The 16,961-nt window shown below is 51.2% G+C and carries 18 protein-coding genes; 17 read left to right on the forward strand and 1 reads right to left on the reverse strand.

Going from position 1 to position 16,961, the window contains the following annotated elements; all coding sequences use genetic code 11:
• From tnpA to G614_RS0118375, 17 genes are all read left to right on the forward strand, one after another.
• A partial coding sequence (gene tnpA / locus G614_RS0118285) for an IS200/IS605 family transposase (RefSeq protein WP_027643107.1) occupies positions 1–314 on the forward strand: 314 nt, incomplete at its 5' end.
• An 82-nt stretch (positions 315–396) separates the two neighbouring features.
• A complete protein-coding gene (locus G614_RS0118290) occupies positions 397–1,473 on the forward strand; it encodes an ABC transporter permease (protein WP_027643108.1) in 1,077 nt (358 codons plus the stop codon).
• Positions 1,473–2,255 carry an ABC transporter ATP-binding protein gene (locus G614_RS0118295; protein WP_027643109.1) on the forward strand — a complete coding sequence of 261 codons (783 nt, stop codon included), beginning with the start codon at positions 1,473–1,475 and terminating at the stop codon, positions 2,253–2,255. The genes G614_RS0118290 and G614_RS0118295 overlap by 1 nt, the downstream gene beginning before the upstream one ends.
• A gap of 85 nt (positions 2,256–2,340) precedes the next feature.
• The gene (locus G614_RS0118300) at positions 2,341–3,579 is read left to right on the forward strand and encodes an ABC transporter substrate-binding protein (protein ID WP_027643110.1); all 1,239 of its coding nucleotides are present in this window, start codon (positions 2,341–2,343) and stop codon (positions 3,577–3,579) included.
• A 468-nt stretch (positions 3,580–4,047) separates the two neighbouring features.
• A complete protein-coding gene (locus tag G614_RS0118305) occupies positions 4,048–5,796 on the forward strand; it encodes an ABC transporter substrate-binding protein (RefSeq protein ID WP_027643111.1) in 1,749 nt (582 codons plus the stop codon).
• A 60-nt stretch (positions 5,797–5,856) separates the two neighbouring features.
• The gene (locus tag G614_RS0118310; RefSeq protein WP_027643112.1) at positions 5,857–6,837 is read left to right on the forward strand and encodes an ABC transporter permease; all 981 of its coding nucleotides are present in this window, start codon (positions 5,857–5,859) and stop codon (positions 6,835–6,837) included.
• Entirely contained in the window at positions 6,834–7,670 is an 837-nt protein-coding gene (locus G614_RS0118315; protein ID WP_027643113.1) for an ABC transporter permease, read from the forward strand. The genes G614_RS0118310 and G614_RS0118315 overlap by 4 nt, the downstream gene beginning before the upstream one ends.
• Positions 7,671–7,715: 45 nt before the next feature.
• Positions 7,716–8,648 (forward strand): ABC transporter ATP-binding protein, encoded by a 933-nt coding sequence (locus G614_RS0118320; protein ID WP_027643114.1) that lies wholly within the window; start codon positions 7,716–7,718, stop codon positions 8,646–8,648.
• Positions 8,645–9,253, forward strand: a complete 609-nt coding sequence (locus tag G614_RS0118325; protein ID WP_027643115.1) for an ABC transporter ATP-binding protein — start codon at positions 8,645–8,647, stop codon at positions 9,251–9,253. The genes G614_RS0118320 and G614_RS0118325 overlap by 4 nt, the downstream gene beginning before the upstream one ends.
• Before the next feature lie 96 nt (positions 9,254–9,349).
• Entirely contained in the window at positions 9,350–10,093 is a 744-nt protein-coding gene (larB, locus tag G614_RS0118330) for a nickel pincer cofactor biosynthesis protein LarB (RefSeq protein WP_027643116.1), read from the forward strand.
• 1 nt (position 10,094) lies between these two features.
• Entirely contained in the window at positions 10,095–11,306 is a 1,212-nt protein-coding gene (gene larC / locus G614_RS0118335; RefSeq protein ID WP_027643117.1) for a nickel pincer cofactor biosynthesis protein LarC, read from the forward strand.
• 33 nt (positions 11,307–11,339) lie between these two features.
• Complete coding sequence (gene larE, locus G614_RS0118340; protein ID WP_027643118.1) at positions 11,340–12,200, forward strand: ATP-dependent sacrificial sulfur transferase LarE; 861 nt, start codon at positions 11,340–11,342, stop codon at positions 12,198–12,200.
• Positions 12,201–12,547: 347 nt separating this feature from the next.
• Positions 12,548–13,606: an inorganic phosphate transporter gene (locus tag G614_RS0118350; protein WP_027643119.1), complete on the forward strand. Its 1,059-nt coding sequence runs from the start codon at positions 12,548–12,550 to the stop codon at positions 13,604–13,606.
• Between the two features lie 17 nt (positions 13,607–13,623).
• Positions 13,624–14,247 (forward strand): DUF47 domain-containing protein, encoded by a 624-nt coding sequence (locus G614_RS0118355; protein WP_027643120.1) that lies wholly within the window; start codon positions 13,624–13,626, stop codon positions 14,245–14,247.
• 220 nt (positions 14,248–14,467) lie between these two features.
• Positions 14,468–15,283: a hypothetical protein gene (locus G614_RS0118360; RefSeq protein ID WP_027643121.1), complete on the forward strand. Its 816-nt coding sequence runs from the start codon at positions 14,468–14,470 to the stop codon at positions 15,281–15,283.
• A 739-nt stretch (positions 15,284–16,022) separates the two neighbouring features.
• A complete protein-coding gene (locus G614_RS0118370) occupies positions 16,023–16,268 on the forward strand; it encodes a helix-turn-helix domain-containing protein (RefSeq protein WP_002587521.1) in 246 nt (81 codons plus the stop codon).
• A gap of 8 nt (positions 16,269–16,276) precedes the next feature.
• Entirely contained in the window at positions 16,277–16,492 is a 216-nt protein-coding gene (locus G614_RS0118375; RefSeq protein WP_027643122.1) for a hypothetical protein, read from the forward strand.
• 47 nt (positions 16,493–16,539) lie between these two features.
• Here the strand turns inward: G614_RS0118375 and G614_RS0118380 are convergent, their stop codons facing one another.
• Positions 16,540–16,938: a hypothetical protein gene (locus tag G614_RS0118380; protein ID WP_027643123.1), complete on the reverse strand. Its 399-nt coding sequence runs from the start codon at positions 16,936–16,938 to the stop codon at positions 16,540–16,542.
• Positions 16,939–16,961 lie beyond the last annotated feature (23 nt).

Raw genomic sequence — 16,961 nt, forward strand, 5'->3', positions numbered from 1 at the left:
TGGAAGTAGGTACAGATAAAGACCATGTACATTTTCTTATCCAGTCAGTGCCTACATATAGTCCAAAAAAAATCATCCAAATAGTGAAGAGCATCATAGCCCGGGAGGTGTTCGCGAAATGTCCACAAGTGAAGAAAAAATTGTGGGGAGGAGAATTCTGGACAGATGGCTATTACGTAGCAACGGTGAGTGAACATGGGAATGAGCAAATCATAAGTAGATATGTGAAAGAACAGGGACAGGAAAAAAATTATAAAACAATCTATAAAAACGTAGAGAAAACAAAGCAGTATAGCATATGGGATTATATGTAGAGGTTGCAACCTCCGATACCCCGCAGCTTGCTGCGGGGTAGTTCATTACTTTAATATCCATCACATTCAGAGGAGAAGGACTATGTCAACTAATATGGAGGAAAAGCCTGTCTCTGACAGCGGACAGATAAACCCGCTGGGACATCTGACGAGACAGCAGCTAAAAGAACTGGAGCAAAAGGAAAAAACACGCGGGCAGATAATCCTGGACTTCGTTATTATGGTGCTTCCGGTTATCTGCGGTTTCACTGCTATTATCGAGTACTGGGAAGTTCCCAACGGAAGTCCCAACAGCCATCCCTACACCTATGTAGGGGCATTGACAGCCTTTATGACTGCATACGCTCTCTATGCCCTTGCAGCCGGGATTAAGAACTGGAAGGGAGACAAACGGACAGTGGAGGACCTGCGCTACCGCGCGCCTTTGGTTTCTGCTTTTTTTCTCCTGCTTACCTTTTATGATTATCTGACTCTGAAAACAGGCATCCTGTCCCAGCCCTTTGTTCCGTGTATGAACAGCATATTGAACATTGCATGGGAGGACCGGGCTTATCTGCTTGAATGTACGCTTCATACTCTGCGTCTGTTGTTTCTGGGATATTTTATCGGAATTGCCCTGGGACTGGTTACGGGAATTACCTGTGGTTATTCCGAGAAGGCCCGGTACTGGATTAATCCCATTATCAAATTTCTGGGGCCCATTCCCACCGCAACATGGATTCCCATTATCATGGTTGTGGCAACCTCCCTGTTCAGGGGAGCCGTGTTTATCATCGCCCTTGGCTCCTGGTTTGCAGTTACCGTGGCATCCATGTCCGGCATCCAAAATGTGGACAGGGATTTCTTCGAGGCCGCAAGGACCCTGGGGGCAAGTGAGCGGCAGCTTGTTTTCCGGGTGGCGATTCCTCATGCAATGCCCTCTATTTTACAGGGCTGCACCCAGGCCATGAGCTCATCCTGTGTCGCAATCATGATTGCGGAGATGATGGGGGTAAAGGCCGGACTTGGCTGGTACATGAATTGGGCTAAATCCTGGGCGGCCTACGACAAAATGTTTGCAGCGCTGTTTGTCATCTGCTTTATTTTCACTATTGTGACAAAGGTGCTGGATTTGATTAAACGCCGCGTCCTCAGATGGCAGAACGGAGTAGTGAAATAATGGCAGAAAATACAATTATCCTTCGGTTAGAAAATGTATCAAAAAGTTTCGCAAAGGTGGAGCACGATGAGGTTACCCATGCGTTAAACGAGGTGAATCTGTCCATGAAGAGCGGTGAATTTATCAGTCTCGTGGGGCCGTCCGGATGCGGGAAATCTACCATACTCCGCCTTGTGGCCGGACTGATTCCCCCGACCACCGGCCATCTGACCGTAAATGGGGCACAGATTACAGGGCCGTCGCCGGAGCGGGGAATGATGTTTCAGAAACCAACCCTTTTTCCATGGCTGACAGTGGAAAAAAATATTTCCTTCAGCTTAAAGCTGCAGGGAAAACTGAAGGGGAATGAGGAGAAGGTAGAGAGGATGCTTAAAATCATCGGCCTTGAATCCTTCCGGAACGACTACCCGGGCCAGCTTTCCGGCGGTATGGCTCAGCGCGTTTCACTGGTGCGCTCTCTGATTAACGAGCCGGATATACTGCTGTTAGACGAGCCGCTGGGAGCTCTTGACGCATTTACACGCATGAATATGCAGGATGAAATCTTAAAGGTGTGGCAGGAGAAAAAGCAGCTTGCGATCATGGTTACTCATGATGTGGATGAAGCCATTTATATGGGAACCAGGGTGATTGTCATGGACGCGCACCCGGGGCGGGTTGTCTCTGATATTAAGATAGACCAGGCATACCCCAGAGAGCGCTCATCCCAGACCTTTGTGGCCTGCCGGAATGAAATCCTCAACCGCCTGCACTTCGGCGGAAGAAACAGCGGTCAGCAGTAAAACGGACAGGCCTGTGTACAGTAAAAAGAGCAGACCCTATGGTTTGTGTACATAAATAACTATTAAAAGCAAAAAGGAGAACAGTATGATGAAAAAGACAAATGCGAAACGCGTTCTGGCAGCAGCGCTTGCGGGAATGATGGCCTTATCCCTGAGCGCCTGCGGGGAACAGGGCGGAGGATCCCCCACAGAAGGCGCGGCCGCAGCAGTTGTATCGGCCGAGACTAAAGCAGAGGCAGAATCAGCGGCGGAATCCCAGGATACCGGGAAATCCGGTGAGGAGATAACCGGCGGCGCAAGCCGTCCGGAGGCTGTGTCCCAGGAGGACTGGGAGGCCATGCAGAAGGAGCCTGCCTTTGGAACAACATTAAATTATCTGTTTAACGGAGGGGCCTGTGTGTCTGCGGTATACCTTGCCGAGGCGCTGGGCTATTATGAGGATTACGGTATTAACGCGGAATACATTGAAGGCGAGTCTGTTGTTATGACGGTTGGTACAGGTAAGTGCCTGTGGGGAACAGACCATATCGCAACCATGCTTGTGCCGGTGACAAACGGCGTGGATATGACCTTTGTGGCAGGAGCCCACATGGGCTGCAAATCCATCTACGTATTCAACGACAGCGAGATTAAGACAGCTGAGGATTTAAAGGGAAAGACCATTGCCATCCATGATGGCATCGGAAACTCCGACCAGAACATTATCTACCGTATGCTGGACGGGGAGGGTATAGACCCTACCTCTGAGGTGGAGTATCTTGATATCGCTGACAGCGCGGCCAGCGTAGCTGCCATGGAGAGCGGTGAGATTGACGCTTCCATTTTCTCGGATTATTTTGTAATCGCCAACTACAGCGATAAGATGCGCAAGGTATGCTCCATTACCCCCAGCGATGAGTTCGAGGGAGAGGTGTGCTGTGTAACCGCCATGAACAATGATTTTCTTGCGAAGAACCCGGTTCACGCAAAATACATTGTTATGGCTATTAAACGTGCAGGACAATATGCCCGTCTCCACTCTGAGGATGCTGTGCAGTTAATGTTTGACACCAATAAGATGACAGGTGAGTTTGAAAATCAGCTTCAGTTCTGGGATTCCCTGGATTTCGGCCTGTCTGACGCAATCACAGAGGAGGCACTTGGCAATATTGCAGCCGACTACATCCGCCTTGGGGTTATCCAGAAGAAGGAACTGACAGCCGACGATGTCATGAAGCTTGCATGGACAAACGCGTGCCCGGATGAGGAGGTCCAGGGACTGACCGTGGGAGACCCGAAGTACGTGGAGGGACGTACCGTAGAGGTTCAGCAGAAGGGTGAATAAATAAGGGATAGGTAAGAAAACGAATATTGACAATCGTACTGATATGTTTTATGATGACAGTACAAAAGAACTTATGTGCATAGATACACATAAAAGTCCCTAGGGAGTCGGTATCTCCCTGGGGACTTTTCCACTTTATGGGGATGGTTCAGGCTGACTGTTTAATATATGGGCAAACGTTTGGCAAGAAAAGCGTTGACCTTTTGCGGACTTTTGCGTATAATTTTCCTAACGGTTGACAGAAGTCAACATTCAGAATGAATCGGACAAGCGCGATTAAGTGAGATTGAATAATTTTAGAAGTAAGGGATACCAGGAAGGTAGGATGTATTCTCAAGGAATACGCTTATTCTGGTATTTTTTTATGCTTTTGCGGAATGTAAGTTTATGGAATGTAAGTTTATGGAATCCAAGCTTATGGAAACCAGGCATACGGGCATGGCATGAAAAAAGGAAATGGAGAGGGAAATGAGACGAGGAATGAGAAACGGAATGAAATATGCCGTGGCAGCCATGCTGGCCGTGTCCATGGCAGTGACGGGCTGCGCAGGCAGCAAAACAGGAAGCAGCGCTAAGGACAGCGGGACATCTGCGGCCGCAGATAGTGCGGGCCACAATGCGGGAGACAGTACGGGAAACAGTGCAGGAGATATTGCTGGGGACAGTGCGGGAAACAGTGCGGGAAATGGCGCCAAGGAGACAGGAAACAATGGGACAAGGGACGACGTGGTGGTTGTCATGGGGCCAACCTCAGAGCCGGAGGCCGGATTTGATCCTGCCTACGGATGGGGGGCAGGCGAACATGTCCATGAGCCGCTGATTCAGAGTACGCTGACTGTGACCACCGCTGACCTGAAAATAGGATATGACCTGGCAACCGATATGGAGGTGAGCCAGGACGGGCTTACCTGGACCGTGAATATACGGGATGACGTTAATTTTACAGACGGAGAGAAGCTGACTGCCCGGGATGTGGCTTTTACATACAATACCCTGCGGGACACCAGCTCTGTCAATGATTTTACCATGTTAGAGAGTGCGGAGGCGCTGGATGATACCACGGTGGCATTTCACATGAACCGGCCCTATTCCATCTGGCCCTACACCATGGCAATTGTTGGAATTGTACCGGAACATGCCTATGGGGCGGATTACGGGTCACATCCCATTGGTTCCGGCAGATATATCATGAAGCAGTGGGATAAGGGACAGCAGGTCATATTTGAGGCCAACCCGGATTATTACGGGACAGAGCCGAAAATGAAGAAGGTGACCATACTTTTCATGGAAGAGGACGCAGCTTATGCGGCTGTCATGTCCGGGCAGGTGGACCTGGCCTATACGGCTGCATCCTATTCGGACCAGACCCTGCCCGGATATGAGCTCCTTTCTTTCGAGACAGTGGATAACCGGGGCTTCAATCTTCCGGCAGTAAAGGCCGGCACTGTATCTGACGGCAAAACCGTTGCTGGAAATGATTTCACGTCGGATGTACAGGTGAGAAGGGCTGTGAACATTGCGATTGACAGGGATGAAATGATTGAACATGTGTTAAACGGCTACGGAAGTCCGGCATACAGTGTATGTGATAAGATGCCCTGGTACAATGAGTCTGCAAAGACAGAGTATGACCCGCAAAAGGCAGCAGAGCTCTTGGAGGAGGCCGGATGGAAGGCTGGTTCGGATGGAATGAGGGAAAAGGATGGCGTCAGGGCCGGATTTACACTGATGTACCCGGCCAGCGATTCTGTACGCCAGGCCCTGGCAGCGGATACTGCCAACCAGCTTAAGGAAGTGGGAATTGATGTGAAGATAGAGGGCGTTGGCTGGGATGACGCCTATGACCGCGCCCAGTCAGAGCCGCTCATGTGGGGCTGGGGCGCCCATACGCCTATGGAACTCTACAATATTTACCATACCATGAAGGATACCGGCCTGGCGGAGTATTCTCCCTATGCTAATGACAGTGTGGACCGGTACATGGACCAGGCCCTGGCCAGCGGGAATCTGGAGGATTCCTACGAGCTGTGGAAGAAGGCCCAGTGGGATGGGAACACAGGGGTGACCCAGGATGGAGATATACCGTGGATTTGGCTGGTTAATATAGACCATCTGTACTGGTCCAGGGACGGACTTAAGGTGGCGGAGCAGAAAATCCATCCCCATGGACACGGATGGTCCATTGTGAATAATGTGGACCAGTGGAGCTGGGAATAGCAGAAATCAGAAGATGGATAAAATTATTGATATCAGTATGAAGGCAGGAAGGATAAAATCATGAGTTGGAAACAGGCGGGTGTTAATTTCATACGGATGGCAGTCCTGCTGGTGCTGGTGAGTATGGCGGCGTTTTTCCTGGTGTCGGTCTCTCCGCTGGACCCCCTTACCACCAATGTGGGGCAGGCGGCCCTTGGCAGCATGAGCAGCGAGCAGATTGCCAGGCTCCAGGAATATTGGGGTGTCAACACGCCGCCTGTAACCCGTTATCTGGCCTGGGCCGGTGAGTTTCTTAAGGGAGATATGGGTATCTCCCTTTTGTACCGCAGGCCTGTAGCCCAGGTAATCGGGGAGAAGCTGGCCAATTCCCTTTGGATTATGGCGGCGGCATGGATTTTGTCCGGATTCATTGGGTTCCTTATGGGAATCATAGCCGGGGCAAAGAAGGGAAAGGCAGCGGATCGTATTATTTCTTCCTATGCCCTGGTAACTGCCAGTACGCCGGCCTTCTGGGTGGCCCTGGTGCTGTTGGTTGTATTCGCGGTCTGGCTTAAGCTGCTCCCCATAGGACTTTCCGTTCCAATCGGGGTGGAGGCATCGGCTGTGACCATGAAGGACCGCCTGATTCATGGCATACTGCCTGCGTCGGCATTGTCCATTACAGGCATCTCCAACATTGCCCTTCACACAAGGGAGAAGATGGCAGAGGTCATGGAGAGCGATTATGTACTGTTTGCCAGGGCCAGGGGAGAGTCGGAATGGTCCATTATCCGCAGGCATGGAATCCGCAACATCCTTCTTCCCGCCATGACGCTCCAGTTTGCCTCTGTCAGCGAGATATTCGGAGGCTCTGTGCTGGTGGAGCAGGTATTTTCCTATCCGGGCCTGGGACAGGCGGCTGTGACGGCCGGATTGGGCGGGGATGTGCCGCTCCTGATGGGTATTACAATCATCAGCGCGGCCATTGTATTTTTAGGGAACTTCACCGCCAACCTCTTGTATGGAACGGTGGACCCCAGAATCAGGAGGAGCAGGGGATGAGCGCACAAAGACACAGATGGAACCGCCGCAAGGCCATGGCGGTGCTGCTGGCGGTATCGGTCATCCTGCTGGCGGCCATTGCCATTGCCGGCCAGGTGTTAAAGGAGCAGGCCCTGGCCACGGATTTCACCAGAAAGAACCTGCCGCCCAGTCTGGCCTATCCCTTTGGGACGGACTGGATGGGGCGGGATATGTTCATCCGCAGCCTTACAGGACTATCCATCAGCATACGCATCGGGCTTTTGACAGCATGTATCAGCGCGGTGGCGGCCTTTATCATGGGAACCATGGCAGCCTGTCTGGGCAGGGTCACAGACGCTGTCATCGGGGGAATCATTGACCTGGTTATGGGAATACCCCATATCCTGTTTCTGATTCTCATTTCCTTTGCAGTGGGCAAGGGATTCTGGGGCGTACTGATTGGCATTTCACTGACCCACTGGACATCCCTTGCCAGGCTTCTCCGGGGGGAGGTCATGCAGCTTCGTGAGAGCCAGTATATACAGGTTGCAAAGAAGTTGGGAAAGGGAAGGTTTTATATTGCTTTCAAACATATGACGCCTCATCTGCTGCCCCAGCTTTTCGTGGGCATGGTTCTGTTGTTTCCCCATGCAATCCTTCATGAGGCCAGTATAACCTTCCTGGGCTTCGGACTGCCGCCGGAGCAGCCTGCAGTGGGTGTTATCCTGTCTGAGAGCATGAAATACCTGGTCATGGGAAAATGGTGGCTGGCCCTGTTTCCGGGGCTTTTGCTGGTATTTGTGGTGGTCCTGTTCCATTTTATCGGGGATACGCTGAGCCGTCTGATGGACCCGGCCCAGGCCCATCTGTAGAATCTCTGTCTACCGCTGCAGAGGTTCGTTCTGTAGGAGGTTGTCATGGAGGAAAAACAAGTCATATTGTCGGTGGAGCACCTGATGATTTCATTTTCTCAGTATGTAGGGGGATGGCGCCAGAGGGAGCTTCCCGTGATTCGGGATCTGAACATAAAGGTACGGGAACATGAGGTGGTGGCCGTAGCCGGTTCCAGCGGTTCGGGAAAGAGCCTTCTGGCCCATGCGGTCATGGGACTTCTGCCGCAGAATGCCGCCTGTCAGGGGACGGTTTCCTTTGAGGGGGAAATCCTGACCCAGAAGCGCAAGGAACAGCTCAGGGGGAGCCGGATGGTATTGGTGCCCCAGAGCGTGTCCTATCTGGATCCCCTTATGAAGGTGGGGGAACAGGTACGAAGGGGACAAAAGGATAAGGAGAGCGTGAAGCGCTGCCGTGAGTCTCTGGGGCGATACGGGCTGGGAGAGGATACGGAGGGACTGTATCCTTTTGAACTGTCCGGGGGAATGACCAGAAGGGTGCTGATTTCTACGGCAGTGATGGAGCATCCCAGACTGGTCATTGCAGACGAACCCACGCCGGGGCTTCATATCAGCGCGGCCAGGCGTGTGCTCACCCATTTCCGGGAGATAGCGGACGAGGGGGCAGGGGTCCTTCTCATCACTCATGATTTGGAGCTGGCTCTGGAGGTGGCTGACAGAATCGTGGTATTTTATGCGGGTACCAATGTGGAGGAGGCCCTGGCAGCGGATTTTGAGGATGAGAAAAGGCTTCGCCACCCCTATACCAGGGCTCTTTACCGGGCCATGCCCCGCCACGGGTTTAAGGCAGCGTCCGGGACCCAGCCCTATGTAGCGGATATGCCCGCGGGATGTCCCTATGGGCCCCGCTGCCCGGACATGGATGAGGGCTGTCTCCAGGAAATTTCCTATCGCAGTTTTCGCGGCGGCATGGTAAAATGCAGGAAGGCGGGAGTATGAGGCTGGAAGCAATGAATATTTCATTCCAATACGACAATGGGAACAGGAAAATACTGAACAATGTCAGCATGAGCTTTGAGAGCGGGGAACGCGTGGGGCTGACGGCTCCCAGCGGTTTTGGAAAGACTACCTTTTGCAAGATACTGGCCGGTTATGAGAAGCCGGACCGTGGGACTGTGGCTTTAGACGGAAAAGATATTACTTCCCGGGGCGGTTACAATCCGGTGCAGATGATATGGCAGCATCCGGAACTGTCGGTAAATCCCCGTCTTAAGATGCGGGAGGTGCTGAGGGAAGGGGACTGCGTGGAGGAACGGGTGGTCCGCGGCCTGGGAATCGAACCGGACTGGCTGAACCGGTATCCGGGAGAGCTGTCCGGAGGGGAGCTGCAGCGGTTCTGTATAGCCAGGGCTTTGGGGAGGCGCACCCGGTTCATTCTTGCAGATGAGATAAGCACCATGCTGGACCTTATCACCCAGAGCCAAATCTGGGGATTCCTTTTGGAGGAAGTGAAGACGCGCAGGCTGGGTTTGCTGGTGGTCAGCCATTCAGAGGAGCTGCTGGAGCGTGTTTGCGGCAGGGTGGTTGATTTGAGGACGGACTAGGGCCGGATTAAGGACGGAGCAGCCGGATGATTCGTATGTGGAAGGATTGAAAATGGATTGGCTGATCCGTATGAATTTGAGAGAGGAGAACGAAAGATGGATGTCAGGGAATTACTGGAACAGGTAAAGTCCGGCAGTGTTGAGATAGAGGATGCGCAGATGCAGCTTAAGAACCTGCCCTATGAGGATTTGGGATATGCCAAGCTGGACCATCACAGGAAGCTGCGTTCCGGTTTTGGGGAAACCGTATTCTGCCAGGGGAAGCCGGATGCGTATTTGCTGGAAATTTATAAGAAATTTTATGAGAGAGATGGGGAGGTCCTGGGAACCAGGGCTTCTGAGAGCCAGGCTGAGCTGGTGAGAACAGCGGTACCGGATGTGGTGTATGATCCCATATCCCGGATACTCAAGGTGGAGAAGCCGGGAAAGGAGCGCAAGGGGTATGTGGCAGTGTGCACGGGAGGCACGGCGGACATACCGGTGGCGGAGGAAGCAGCCCAGACCGCTGAATATTTCGGATGCAGGGTAGACCGGATATTTGATGTGGGAGTTGCCGGAATCCACAGGCTTCTGGCCCAGAGGGAGCGCCTGGACAAGGCCAACTGCATTGTGGCAGTGGCCGGAATGGAAGGAGCGCTGGGCACGGTGATAGCAGGCCTGGTGGAATGCCCTGTGGTGGCAGTCCCCACCTCCGTGGGATACGGCGCCAGCTTCCATGGGTTATCGGCCCTTCTTACAATGCTTAATTCCTGCGCCAACGGGATATCAGTGGTTAATATTGACAATGGATACGGCGCCGGCTACCTGGCGGCCCAAATAAACAGAATGGCGGTGAGATAAAATGGGAAAGATTTTATATCTGGAATGTAATTCGGGTATCAGCGGGGACATGACGGTAGGAGCTCTGCTTGACCTGGGAGCGGACAGGCAGGTGCTGGAGAATGCGCTGGAGAGCCTGGGAGTGGATGGATACCATCTGCATTTTAGCCGGAAGGTTGTGTGTGGTCTGGATGCTTTTGATTTTGATGTGCATTTGGAGGATGGGCATGAGTATGAGCACGATCACGGCCATCCCCATTCCCACATTCACAGGAACCTCCACGACATTTATCATATCATAGACCATCTGGATTCCAACGATAGGGTGAAGGAAATGGCCCGGACCATGTTCCGCATTGTGGCGGAGGCGGAATCCAAGGCCCATGGGCTTCCTGTTGAGCAGGTTCATTTCCACGAAGTGGGGGCTGTTGATTCCATTGTGGACATTATCAGTGTGGCAGTCTGCATCGACAATCTGGGCGTGGAGGATGTGGTGGTTTCTGCATTGTCAGAAGGTCGCGGCCATGTCCACTGCCAGCACGGTGTACTGCCGGTTCCTGTTCCCGCTACAGCTAATATTGCTTCTTCCTATGGACTTAAGCTGCATTTTACAGACAATGACGGGGAAATGGTCACACCTACCGGGGCAGCCATAGCCGCTGCGCTGCGGACAAAGGACCGCCTTCCCGCTTCCTGCCGCCTGCTTAAGACAGGAATGGGTGCGGGGAACAAGGTGTTTAAACAGGCGAATGTGCTCCGGGCCATGCTTCTGGAGACTTCACAGGATGAGGACCGTACCATGTGGGTATTGGAGACGAACCTGGATGACTGTACAGGGGAAATGCTGGGTCTTGCCATGGAGATGCTCCTTGAAGCCGGGGCCGCGGATGTGTGGTATACCCCCATTCACATGAAGAAGAACCGTCCTGCCTATATGCTGTCCGTGCTTTGCCGTGAATCATCCATAGAGGCCATGGAGGAAATCATCCTGACCCAGACCACAACTATTGGAATCCGCCGCTATCAAACGGAGAGGACCATTCTTGAGCGGAGTGAAATCCAGGTGGAAACCAGTTACGGGCCAGCGGATGTGAAGGTGTGTGCTTACAAGGGCAGAAAGTTCTTTTATCCGGAATATGAAAGCATCCGGCGGATCTGTACGGAACAGAGCGTGGATTTTCAGACTGCATATCATCATGTACGCATGAAGGCAGAAGAAAGCCGCCAGGATTAAATGATATAGATAATGTCAGATTAGGAGATTCGTATGAATACGGTAAATAACAGCTACAGTGATGTAATGTCATCTCTGGACCATATGAAAAAGTGTCTGGAGGTCAGGATGGAACAGCTGGCTAAAGAGGATATATGCCTTGCGTTTTCCGGAGGAGTTGATTCAAGCCTGCTTTTAAAGACAGCAGCAGACGCAGCAGTCCATACGGGGAGAAAAGTGTACGCCGTGACGTTTGACAGCTGCCTGCATCCATCCTGCGACCTGGAGATAGCCAGGCGCGTGGCAGGGGAGCTGGGAGGAATCCATGAAGTCATTACCGTGGACGAGCTGGAGCAGGAGGCAATAAAAAATAACCCGGTAAACCGCTGTTATCTGTGTAAGCGCCATCTGTTCTCCAAACTGGCAGAATTGGCAGAGGCCAGGGGAATCCGGTATATCCTGGACGGCACCAATGAGGACGATATGCATGTATACCGTCCCGGAATCCAGGCACTTAAGGAGCTGGGAATCATAAGTCCCCTGGCAGAGCTGCACATAACCAAGGCTCAGGTAAAGGCCCTGGCGTCAGAGTACGGAATATCGGTGGCATCCCGTCCGTCCACTCCCTGTATGGCTACCCGCCTGCCCTATGGCGCTGTCCTGGATTATGAGGTGCTGGGAAGAATCGGAGAAGGAGAAGCCTATGTCAGGACCCTGGTCCCCGGCAATGTGCGGCTCAGGCTTCACGGAGATATCGTGCGTCTGGAACTGGACCCGGGAGCCTTTGAGGTATTTATGAAATGCCGGGAGGAAATCGTCAGCCGTCTGAAGGAAATGGGGTTTGTATATATAACTCTGGATGCAGAAGGGTTCCGCTCCGGGAGTATGGATGTAGGGCTGAATGGAGCAGGCTGACCGGCTCGGGAGGGATGGACTGGGAAAAGGACCGGGCTAAATGTATCCTGAATGATGGACTGACAGTAATGAGATTATCAATAATTGGAGTATATTTTCTTTAAAAATCTATAAAGACACTGCAAACATTTTCGTCCGGTCTGCCTCGCCTGTATTATCTAAATATAGATAATACAGGCGTTTCCCATTTTATCCCATAACATTTCTATTATCCAAATACGAATATTTTCCTTAGTTTCTTAACGAAATTGAACTTTACTGCCATAAAAAAACATGTTAAAATTAAAATGTTTGTAAAGTTTATGTAAAGATAAAGTAAATAATTAAGAGAGTAGGTAAAAAGAATTATGGACATGTCGTTTTCCTTTTTCCTGCGGCAGCTGGTGACAAATCCGGCACTGTTGATAACAGTCCTTCTGACCCTTGGGGTCATCTGTGTCAATGGCATCACGGATGCGCCAAATGCCATTGCCACATGCGTGTCAACCAGGTCGCTGGATGTGAATCTGGCCATTGTCATGGCGGCAGTATGCAACTGCGCAGGGGTGGTTGTGATGACCATAGTGAATTCCACGGTTGCCATGACCATTACCAATATGGTCAATTTCGGGGAAGATACTACGATTGCTCTGGTTGCCCTGTGTGCCGCGCTTTTTTCCATTGTGGTCTGGTCGTCCTTTGCTGTTTCCATTGGATGTCCTACCAGTGAGAGCCATGCGCTGATAGCAGGCCTTACCGGAGCTGCTGTGGCTATCCGCGGAGGATTTTCAGCCATTAACTCGGCAGAGTGGATAAAGGTGGTATATGGACTGATTTTTTCCGTTGTATTGGGATTTTTAAGCGGCTATCTTTCATGCAGGCTGGTGGCCTGGACCTGCCGGGATATGGACCGTCGGAAAACCTCCGGATTCTTCCGGTATGCTCAGATTGGCGGAGCCGCCGCCATGGCATTCATGCACGGTGCACAGGACGGACAGAAATTCATGGGAGTCATGCTGCTGGGTATCTGTATGGTCAACGGGTCCAGCAATACTCAGGGAGTACAGTTCCCCCTTTGGATGCTTTTGCTGGGATCGGCTGCCATGGCCCTGGGAACTTCCATTGGAGGAAAGAAAATCATCAAATCCGTGGGCATGGATATGGTACGGCTGGAGAAATACCAGGGCTTTTCCGCAGATATGGCGGGAGCTGCCTGTCTTCTCGGATTTTCCATTTTCGGTATACCTGTCAGTACCACACATACTAAAACCACAGCCATCATGGGTGTGGGAGCGGTTAAACGTCTGTCGGCCATTAACTTCAGCGTGGTTAAGGACATGGTGATGACCTGGGTCATGACATTCCCTGGCTGCGGCATCATTGGATTCCTGATGGCGAAGCTGTTTATGGTGTTGTTCCATGGATGAGTAAAGGAGAAGATAAGATGTCTAAGAAAAGTGATAGTTACTATTTTCAGAATTTCATTGAGTGCGTTGAGTGCGGATGCCAGGCAGCTAAAATGCTGGAGGACAATCTGGAACATTTTGATACAGGACTTTTACAGGACAATCTGGACGGGCTGCACAGGATTGAACATGATGCGGATAAGAAAAAGCATGAGATGATGGCCGTACTGGTCAAGGCTTTTATCACCCCCATTGAGCGGGAGGATATCATTCTTTTGAGCCAGAGCATTGACGAGGTGACGGACAAGATTGAGGATGTGCTGATTCGTATTTACATAAACAATATTCGGCAAATCCGTCCCGAGGCCCTTGCCTTCATAAAGGTCATCATCCGCTGCTGCGAGGCGCTTAAGGAGGTCATGGAGGAGTTTGCGGACTTCAGAAAATCCAAGACCCTCCATGATCTGATTATCGAGATTAACGCTCTGGAGGAGGAGGGCGACAGGCTGTTCATTGATTCCATGCGCAGTCTTCACGCCGAGGTGACGGACCCCATTAAAATCATTGCCTGGAGGGAGATTTACGTATACCTGGAGAAATGCTGCGATGCCTGCGAGCATGTGGCTGATGTGGTGGAGAGCGTGATTATGAAGAATACCTGATGTCCGGCTGCAGCCGCAAACGCCTGGGAGATAGGACCGGCAGGCCACATGGTGTTAACGGACAGGCTTAATTCCTGGAAGAATTTAATCTTTACAGTTTAATTACAGTTTGAACACACAGTTGCATAAAAATAAAGAATGAATTATAATGTAACAAGTGCAGGATGAATAGTATCTGTCTGTGATAAGGCAGCTAAGGGAGAATGAAAGGAGATTCAGAATGAAGAGACGTTTGGCGGTTATATTGGCAGCAGTGGCTCTGAGTGTGGTTATGTCGGTTCCGGCCTATGCAGGTACATGGAAATATGTGAATGATCAGTGGAAGTATCAGAGAGGCGCCAATAAGTTTGCCTACAAGGAATGGATTCAGGATAACGGCAACTGGTACTATATGGATAACAACGGCGTCATGACCACGGGCTGGCAGCAGATTGACGGACAGTGGTATTACATGGACCAGGCAGGCATCATGCAGAAGGGATGGTTTAAGGATAACGACAAATGGTACTTCCTGCTTCCCAACGGAGCCATGGCCACGGATACAGTGATTGACGGACGCCAGATTGGCGCGGACGGCGTATGGATTGCAGCGGAGGGAGAGGTGGAACCGGCCAATATTACAGACCTGTCCACACCATATCTGGTGCAGAACCTGTTGGACGGCCTTTCCACCAAGGGATACAATATCATTACCTCTGGCAAAACATCCACCGGCGAGCGCTGGAATAATGCCATCCGTCTGAAAGGCAAGGGAAGTTATGTGAAGTATGCTGCCAACGGACAGTACCGTCTCTTATCCGGTATCATAGCTCCATCTTCCCAGTTCAGCAGCGGAATCATGGCTAAAGTAACTGTATACGGTGACAATGATACCGTACTCTATACATCACAGGATATCCATTACAATGAAAAGCTGATGCACTTTGGCGTGGATGTGACCGGACAGAATGAGATTCGCGTGGAGGTTTCTCTGGTTACGGATAATGAGTGGGATGCTCCCATTATACTGATAGACGGTCTGTCTCTGTATAAGTAGGCAGGACGAAGATGTCCGGGAAACGGAAAAACCAAAAATAATGAATAGATAAGAAAACAGGCTGAGGACCGCACCTTTTGGCGCGGGGTGACTCAGCCTGTTATTTTTTTATGGGAGTACGCCCTATGGGGTAAAAAGCTTCTGGGAAATGTAGGCTCCGCGCTAAGGCAGTATGGCTGCCAAGGTTATAAGTTCAAGTCAGCAACTGTATAACCTTAACATTCTCAATATTCAATTTTTAAAGCAGCCATCGAAAGATGGCTTGTTTGTGATGCGATTAAGGTAATGGATATTATCTGCTTCTCATTTTCAATCTTTACCTCCATCTTTGCGGCTGTCCCTGGCCTGAATATTATGACACCCAGTATCACTCCGGTTGCAGCTCAAGTATATTGATGACGGATGCTTTGGCTGCCCCCAGAATCCGTCCACCGGTCATGAGGGTACAGAAGTTTTCTATGACCTTTAAAAGCTTTGCCTGCAGGGAGATGTGAAAGACCGGAGGGAGAGGAGAACTGGGAAAACGCATACATGCAGCAGGTGTATGGTCCAAGGGAAAATACCTGATATCCCGGGAAGCGGCGCGCGGCCTTCAGGGCAGCCGCTGGTGATTCCACCTTGAGATTCTGCTCCCGGAAGATCTCCATTGGACTGATACTGGTCCCATTATATCATGAATTTTGAATAAGATTAAGGGCAAAAAGGACTAAAATCAGTCCAGATATTCAGGGGTGGCAGAATGGACATAATTAAGAATGATGAGAGTGCTAATATAGGGGCGAATATCCGCAGAATCCGGAAGGAAAAGGGGATTGGACAGACAGAACTGATTCAGAAGATTGACCTGGCAGAGTGGGATTTTGAGGTGAATCTCACCAGGGAGGCCCTGGTAAAAATAGAGCGGGGCATCCAGCATATCAAGGTGTCCCAGCTAAAGGCCATCAAGGTTATTTTGGAAACGACCTATGATGAGCTGTTAAAGTAGGCGGCGGTATGGAGTTAGGCCATACTATCCCGCTGCAGAAATTCCTGAGAATACAGCCGCCGCCATATGGTACGGACAGCCGCCTCTTTTTCTGTTGGGAGCTTCACAGAATCACGCTCCAGTCCAGTGATACGCTGGTGGCGGTCAATGCCGGCAACCGCTTTGCAGTCAGGGAGTTGTCAGGTCACAAAGACCCATGGCAGGCGTTCTGTGGCCGGGCTTAACCAGTGGAGCGGATGCTTTCCGGGCGGCAGGATGAGCGGGAATCATTTCATGATACAATCCTGCAGCAGTCATAGGTCAGGGCCAGAACCGAATCACCGGCGTCTGCATCCAGGAATATATGTACGGCCATCATGAGTGCCATGTACATACCCTTACAGTTCTCCGTAATGTCCAGACCGCCGCTGTTGCGAAAGAGGACGTCGATGGTCCCGTTGTCCCGCTCAATCTGCAGCAGGGAAGAGGTCATCTGGGCATATTCTTTGAAGATGGGAAGAAGTGTGTGGTCAAACCATGCATTGTACCGTTCGTATTGGGCCAGCTGTGCGGTTTCACGGATGTTTCTGACCGCCTCCCTGGCCATCTCCAGTTCCTTTTCCGACATGCAATCCAGTAATCCGTAGATATCTTTGGCATTGCCGGTGTCTGTAAAGTCATATTGTTCCATAGGGTCACCTCATTGAATTTTTT

It is taken from the genome of [Clostridium] clostridioforme AGR2157, assembly GCF_000424325.1.
In the GTDB taxonomy this organism is placed as follows: Bacteria; Bacillota; Clostridia; order Lachnospirales; family Lachnospiraceae; genus Enterocloster; species Enterocloster clostridioformis_A.